Raw genomic sequence first — 6986 nt, 5'->3', positions numbered from 1 at the left:
CTCCCCGTTTTTGAGCATCACGATAACTTTGCAGTGCATTCCAAGCATAATGAAAGACAAACCAAGTTTTCCCTGTGCCAAATTCTCCCAAAACCGAGATATGCTCTTTAGCTGGATCGTCTAACCAACGATCAATGTAACCATCAATCCAACCATCTTCCTCTTCGTAACGACTTACTGCTATTCGGCGTTTGGTAACAGGATCAATTTCTTCTTTAGTACAAGCAAGGGGGACGTACTTAGTATCAATACCTCGACGTTTTACCTCTGTTTCTAACCAATCAAGATAATTGCTAAAATCAGCGTCTTGGTCTATGAGTTCGTCAAAAGTGTAGCAGAAAACTTTGCTGTAATCGTCCTGATTGACTTGTTCCCGTGCTGCTCGTGAAATACGACGCGCACTCACAAGCCACCCTTCATCAGTACGTTGCATCTGTGTCTGCTCACGCAAAGCTGAAACATCTTTAACACCAGCTTCACCTTCTATACCACGCACCAAGATGCGGTCATATCCTCGTCTTCCTTGGATATTAACGATCCATTCAAAATATTCCTCTTCCCAAACTTCATGTTTCTCAAAGCGATAACCCAAGGTTTCAAACCAACCACGCATCTTCTGAGCTAGCTTAATTGCACGACATTGCTTTTCGTGAGATGAACCCTCTGGAAGCGCTTGGGAAGTTTGACTAGCCAATCTTGCTATTTCCGTGCTAATCCCTTCAAGTGTTGGTAATTTCTCAAGCTGTTCATTTAGGGTTGCAATTTTTTTATGTAAAGACGCGATCGCTTGATTGGTTAAAACTTCAGCAGGTGTACGGCTAAGTTTGGCAATCTCCAAAAAAGTAACGTAAAACAGACCTATCTCACGTTTTACATCAAGACCCAAGGTTTTGATTTCATCACCCGTAGCGTAACCTTCAATAAAAGTATCGACTTCAGATAAAACGATAGAAGGTTTGTTGCTGTCAAATGCTTTACGGAAAGCCTCTTTGATTTGTTCTGCTCGAAAAAGTTCTAATATTGGTTGTGGCTTACCGAGCCCGTATTCTACCAAAGCATAGACATAAACACCGCTAAAGTCCGCAGGGGGATGTTCAGGATCCAGTTTAAACTGCTTTAATAATTGAACGACGATTTCACTGCGCTGAAGCTTATCTTTAATAATTGGGCTGGTAAAGCCAGTAATAGCACTAATAATAGATTCCAGGTTAGGTAGGAGCACAGAAACCTTCCGCCTTGTTACTTATTCTTATATTACATTATGTATGCTTCTGCTTTGCCACTAGGCTCTAAGCGATAGCTTCGCTAACAGCTTAAGTCGTATCACACTCGCTTACAAATATAATCACTGTCGGAATAGGCTAATCTTAAACACAGAAACGTCAAAGCCAAAATAGAAGATGGAAATTGTAACACCCAAGGCTCCCCGTTGGTTTGTTCGCAGAGACATAGATGGTTTATTTGGGCTGGCTCTCGACAACTTTATTCAAATTCTGTTAATTGTTAGTTTGTGTCAAGGAGTGCTTGGCTTTCCTGCGTTGTTAGTTTATGGGCGTATTTTGCCAGGAGTTGCCTTAAGCTTAATTGTCGGTAACTTTTATTATGGTTGGTTAGCTTACCAAAGAGGGCAACAGGAACAGCGAGATGATATAACTGCCTTGCCTTATGGTATCAATACCGTGAGCTTGTTTGCTTATGTGTTTTTGGTGATGTTACCTGTTCGGTTGGCGGCGATCGCGCAAGGTGCATCATCAGAACAAGCAGCTAACCTAGCTTGGCAGGCTGGTTTAGTAGCTTGCTTGGGTTCAGGCTTAATAGAATTAGTAGGAGCATCATTTGGCAATCCTTTGCGTCGTCTTGTTCCTCGTGCAGCGATGCTTTCAACTTTGGGTGGTATTGCAATTACCTTTATTGCTATTGGCTTTCTGTTTCGGACTTTTGCCAGTCCCGTCGTTGGTTTGGTTCCCCTCGGCGTTATTCTCATCACCTATTTTGGACAAGTTCGATTTGTCCTTCCTGGTGGCTTAATAGCTGTTCTCCTTGGAATAGTTCTGGCGTGGGGAACAGGTTTGGTGAGTTGGGATCACACAAAGTTCGTTGCTGCACTCCAACCTATTGGTGTTTACTTACCAAGTTTATGGTTAGGGGATTTGTGGAACAGTCGTTCAGTATTAGTCGAGTATTTTAGTATCATTCTACCAATGGGGCTTTTTAACCTTGTTGGTAGCCTGCAAAATTTAGAGAGTGCTGAAGCGGCTGGAGATACATATCCTGTCGCGCCAAGTCTTGCAGCTAACGGCATTGGCACCATCGTAGCAGCTATTTGTGGTTCCTGTTTTCCAACCACCATTTATATTGGTCACCCAGGCTGGAAAGCTTTAGGCGCAAGAGTTGGATACTCTATTTTGAATGGCATAATTATGGGTTTGCTATGCCTTACGGGAACTGTTGCAATCCTTGCTTACTTTGTCCCTGTTGAAGCAGGAATGGCAATTGTGTTGTGGATTGGCATTGTGATTGTGGCTCAAAGTTTTACTGCGACACCTTCTCACCATACCCCAGCTGTTGTTGTGGGTTTGTTGCCAGGAATTGCAGGTTGGGGTGCTTTGATTGCTAAAAATGCTTTACGAGCAGCAGGTTTAGGCACACCAGAAAAGCCCTTTACAGCAGCTTTGATTTCCCAGTTTAAGTTAAGTGATACCTATATTGATGGTGCCTTTGCTCTAGAGCAGGGGTTTATTTTCTCAGCTATGATTTTAGCTGCGATTACAGTTTACATTATTGAGCGAGATTTCCGTAAAGCTGCCTATTGGTCTATTGGTGCTGCTGTTCTCTCCTGGGTTGGTTTGATGCATAGTTATCGTTGGACAGTAGCAGACACCGTTGTTAATTTAGGCTTTGGAACTGGTGCATCTTGGGCAGTTGGCTACATTTTACTGGCAATTGTCTTTTTTTACACTGCATGGCAAACACGCCATCATCAAGAACATAAAAACGATTAATCGTATGAAAAGCCAAACTTAAAATTTACTAAAAATTCATTAGTTATTTAAATATTAACTTTTGTATCAAAAGAAAAATCCTGAATTTTTGCAATAATTCAGGTATATTCTCAATAATATTGAGAATAGTATCAATAATTTAACGAGAAATTGAGCCTTATAAGCCCTGAGTAAATATACTCATAAGACCGTCTGGTAAAATTGATTAAAATCTTACGGGGGTATTTTTTAGCTTATAAAGGGAAACATTTTCCAAAAGCCTGAAGTAATCGCAGTCTTCCCTTAATTTGAATCTTTCTTCGTAAAAGTGCCCAAACGATATTCTCTTCCTTAGCTAGAAACCTCAACCAAGTGCGACTGTCAGCAATCAGATGAATATTAGCTGTTCCCACATGACCATCTTGGACTTGAACCGTTTGATTGCTGATAGTTACCGTCGCAATAGATTCTTCGTCACCAGTAAAAGTGAAGTGATAAATTGCATCTAACCCTGATGATTGATTGCGTTGAAATGTTAGCGGTAACCCACGCAGAAATCCTTTGATAGAAGTAGGGTGCAAGCCATTAGCAATTTGTTTCACTTTTTTATGAGGAAATCTTTGCTTTACATGAGCTTCAGCATCTGAACCAGGTACGACATAGATAGTTTCTTGTTTATCTTTTAAGGGTTGAACAATTTCTTGAATAAATCCTTTTCTATTCTGTAAAAATGGAGCGATTACATCCTCTCCTGCTGGACAAACAGCCATGCAATAAGCTGCTTTATAGTTTGCTCCATAAGAAAGGCTTTGCCACATTGATGCTGATTCACCAGAATTCATTTTTTGACGGTAATCGTGAGCATTTTTGCTAGATGCAACATCTTCTACCCAATCAGTAAACCCTCCCATAAATTCTCGGTAGTTGTGTGTGTAGCAAGCTGAAAAGTTAAAGTGACCATCTGTTCCAATAGCTCCCACAGGACAAGCTGTCACACACAACTTACACTCTAGGCACGGATTGTAGTCTATCGGTTTGTGATACTCTGTGACTTCAGCATCTATCAAAATCGTTCCCAGTAGAATGAAGTTGCCAAACTTCGGATGAATAACGTTGCGGTGAATTCCCATATGACCTAAACCTGCAGCTACCGCGATGGGTTTATGAGAAACAACCCAAATCTTACCCGGAAACCGATCCATCTCCATAGGAAAACCCATCGCCGGGTTTAAAGCTCTAATACCTTGCTGCTCAAGTGTAGCCACAATTTCACGTCCAATATGATTGACTTCATTTCCTGCACTGTGAAATTCTGTATTGGCTACTGATCTCGCTGGAGAGCGAACGTTATCCCGGTTCATCCGACATACGAAACTTAGCAGTGTTTTTGTTGGGGGAAAGGCTGTTAGAATCTCTTGGCGCTGATCAGCAATCTCTGATCGATCAATCTCTACAAACCCAACATCATCTGCTCCAACTTCTATACAAAGATTGCGTAACCAATTAGCATCAACAACACTTGAATTCTTGGGAGTCTCATTTCTTTCACGAAAGCGCTTCACTGTTGGATGGTTATCGAACTTAGGCATATATCTCCCTCAATTATGAGTATGTACACTTTTTTCGTAAAAAATTTAATTGCTATTTAGCAAAGAAACGGTATTGGACAAACTTAATAACAGCATATTCCACCGTTCTTGTCCCAATTCATTTATCACACGACCTTGCGCTATCTCCCACAAGGGTAATGCTGTTCTCAAAGTTGACTCTCCTTTATCTGTAAGGCTAACAACTCGTACACGCCCATCTCGACCAGGCTGAATTTGGACAAACCCTTGTCTTTCTAACGGTTTAAGGTTGCGTGTTAGAGTTGTTCTATCCATAACTAATTCTTGGGCTAGATGTGTGATCGTCACTGAGCCAGCTAAACTGATTGCTGTAAGAAGAGTGAATTGATTTACCAACAATCCACTAGGTTGCAATACCTCATCGAATAGCTGTGTGACCACGCGAGATGCCTTGCGTAGATTAAAACATGTACAAGTATCCTTAACTTTTTTGAGCGAAGCTAGCTGAGTGGTCCGGTCTTTCATGAAATTAAGTGTATATACACTCGTTTATTATGTCAATATTACTCGGCAATTTGGCAACCACCTATATTAAAGGGAGGATATCGTATAAATCAAATCAGCTTTAGTTTGACGCTTGATATTAAGCCCCAGCTTTATGCTGGTGCTTTTATTTTATATGAGAACGGAGCAATTTTGATCGCTCCACAAAAATTTGTGTCGTAGAAAACAGAACTCTGAGCGCTATCAAAAACTTAGGTAAACTTAGGCATTGCTGCTTAAATTCATCACAGCCGCACCTCCAAGCGCACCGGAGATACTTGAGTCAGGGAGTCTCACCCTGAAGCGTTAAGAGACAGGCTCTTAACTTGCAAGTGGCTTACACCTTGCTTTTTAGCCCTACCCTTCCCTTTGTAGTTATTGGCAAGACTCTTGAGCGTGACCTGCATGAGGCTGTTAGCCTCCTCCTCTCTGCTGGTATAGAACACATGCCGGTTCTTACGTCCTCTTGTGTTCAGTACCTTGCTCACCTCGCTCCATGCTTTCCACACGTGCCTAAAGCTATCCACTGGCTTCTTTAGGGCGACATGGAGAGCGCGAGGTAAGCGCTCAGATTTCCGTAAAGCTCGACGGGCTAGAACTAGAGCAGCAGCTACCCCACTGTTTAACCCGTACATCGCCATAAACTTTGTCAAACCTTGCACTGAAGAGAAAGCAGGTTCAACTTTAATAAGCTCTATTCCAATTTTTTGACATCGCGCTTCCAACATTTTTGCAAAACTAGAATACGCAAAGTTAGAAAGCATTCTGGCGTATTTCTTTGATTTTTCTTTCAAAGATGCTTTCTTTTTGAAAAAGTCTAATTTCTCAATACAAATTGGTACTTCAAACGATTCAGCTATCCGTACCAATTGGGCAGATAACTTACCTATTGCGTCTTTAGTTGCATCCGTTGATTTATCTTGAATATTAAGCGCTATTATACCACTAGCCTTAAGATTTCCTTGGGAGTCACACACTGCCCAATCAGCAGAGGTCGGGTTGAAATCTACCCCCAATACCCCGTTTTTTCTGTGGGATTGTAATGGTACTTCTGGCAATTCAACAGTGGTGTGTAAGTACCATTGCCCATCTTTTCTAATGAGAAGATGAGTCAAAGGTGCAACTGTTCCAATACGAGAGGATACCTTAAGAGTCTTCTTGCTGGTACTCTCAAATCTTTTCGGTGTCAGTGCTGCATTGATGTAGTCTTGTCCGTACCGGAAAAACACTCCTGTTGCAGTAACATGAGTACCAAACTGTTCTTGTAAGCAAGGGGGAACGCTGATGGTTAACTGTCCCTCTGCTGTTAGCCGGCACAATAAATTACCACTTGCAAAACGGTTAGCGCCTACATAAAAGATGTGGTTAGAGCGTTTCTCTCTCCAGTCTGCAAGCCATTCGGCGTGAGTTGAATATCCGTTTGCTTCTAAGTTGAATTGCGACTTAAAAAGCTTTTTTGAGCCAAATGCAACCGAGAATTTTCCTGATTCCTCTATCTCCTTTAGACGCAATAGCAATGCTTCTTTGGTTGCCAGTTTACGCTGTTTTTGGTGCAGACTAAACTTTAATTTTTGTTCAGCTTTTAGCTTACTTGGTTTCTTTTTACCCTGCTCTTGAAGCTTTTTAAGCTTTTCTGATAGCTTTTTAATTGTCCCCTTTATAGAACTGATAGCATTTTTTGTTTGGCTAATATAATCGCCTATCAGTTCTTTCTGAGATTTATAATTACCCTCTGCCTTAGTAATTGCATTTCGGACATCTTGCGAACTTAATCCAAACCCTTGTTGTAATTCGTTTTCAAATGCAGCATTAATCTTTTCTCCTCTATTAATTGCTGCATAAGATGTACGCTCTACCACCCCAAACTTGGTTGCCATTGCATCCAAAAATGCCA

Annotated in this window: 4 protein-coding genes and 1 pseudogene; 1 reads left to right on the top strand and 4 read right to left on the bottom strand. The window is 41.4% G+C overall.

The features are described 5' to 3' along the window. A pseudogene (locus tag G4P69_RS24190) lies at positions 1 to 1222 on the bottom strand (hypothetical protein); the annotation flags it as partial. 178 nt (positions 1223 to 1400) lie between these two features. On the opposite strand from G4P69_RS24190, the gene G4P69_RS24185 reads away from it, so the two are divergent. Further along, a complete protein-coding gene (locus tag G4P69_RS24185) occupies positions 1401 to 3002 on the top strand; it encodes an NCS2 family permease (RefSeq protein WP_208351747.1) in 1602 nt (533 codons plus the stop codon). A gap of 233 nt (positions 3003 to 3235) precedes the next feature. Here the strand turns inward: G4P69_RS24185 and G4P69_RS24180 are convergent, their stop codons facing one another. From G4P69_RS24180 to G4P69_RS24170, 3 genes are all read right to left on the bottom strand, one after another. Then, on the bottom strand, positions 3236 to 4570 hold the full coding sequence (locus G4P69_RS24180) for an SCP2 sterol-binding domain-containing protein (RefSeq protein ID WP_208351746.1): 1335 nt from the start codon (positions 4568 to 4570) through the stop codon (positions 3236 to 3238). Between the two features lie 45 nt (positions 4571 to 4615). Then, the gene (locus G4P69_RS24175) at positions 4616 to 5074 is read right to left on the bottom strand and encodes a MarR family winged helix-turn-helix transcriptional regulator (RefSeq protein WP_208346390.1); all 459 of its coding nucleotides are present in this window, start codon (positions 5072 to 5074) and stop codon (positions 4616 to 4618) included. Positions 5075 to 5385: 311 nt separating this feature from the next. Further along, the coding region (locus G4P69_RS24170) for an IS200/IS605 family accessory protein TnpB-related protein (RefSeq protein ID WP_208351745.1) at positions 5386 to 6986 on the bottom strand (1601 nt) is incomplete at its 5' end.

The sequence above is a fragment of the Aetokthonos hydrillicola CCALA 1050 genome (assembly GCF_017591665.1).
In the GTDB taxonomy this organism is placed as follows: Bacteria; Cyanobacteriota; Cyanobacteriia; order Cyanobacteriales; family Nostocaceae; genus Aetokthonos; species Aetokthonos hydrillicola.
The sequence above is the reverse complement of the archived record's forward strand: the minus strand, read 5'-3'. Positions and strand labels throughout refer to the sequence as shown.

What these genes read in the sequence shown, in the direction of transcription:
- G4P69_RS24185 (WP_208351747.1), top strand. Translation starts at nt 1,401, where the DNA reads ATGGAAATTGTAACACCCAAGGCTCCCCGTTGGTTTGTTCGCAGAGAC.
- G4P69_RS24175 (WP_208346390.1), bottom strand. Translation starts at nt 5,074, where the DNA reads ATGAAAGACCGGACCACTCAGCTAGCTTCGCTCAAAAAAGTTAAGGAT.
- G4P69_RS24180 (WP_208351746.1), bottom strand. Translation starts at nt 4,570, where the DNA reads ATGCCTAAGTTCGATAACCATCCAACAGTGAAGCGCTTTCGTGAAAGA.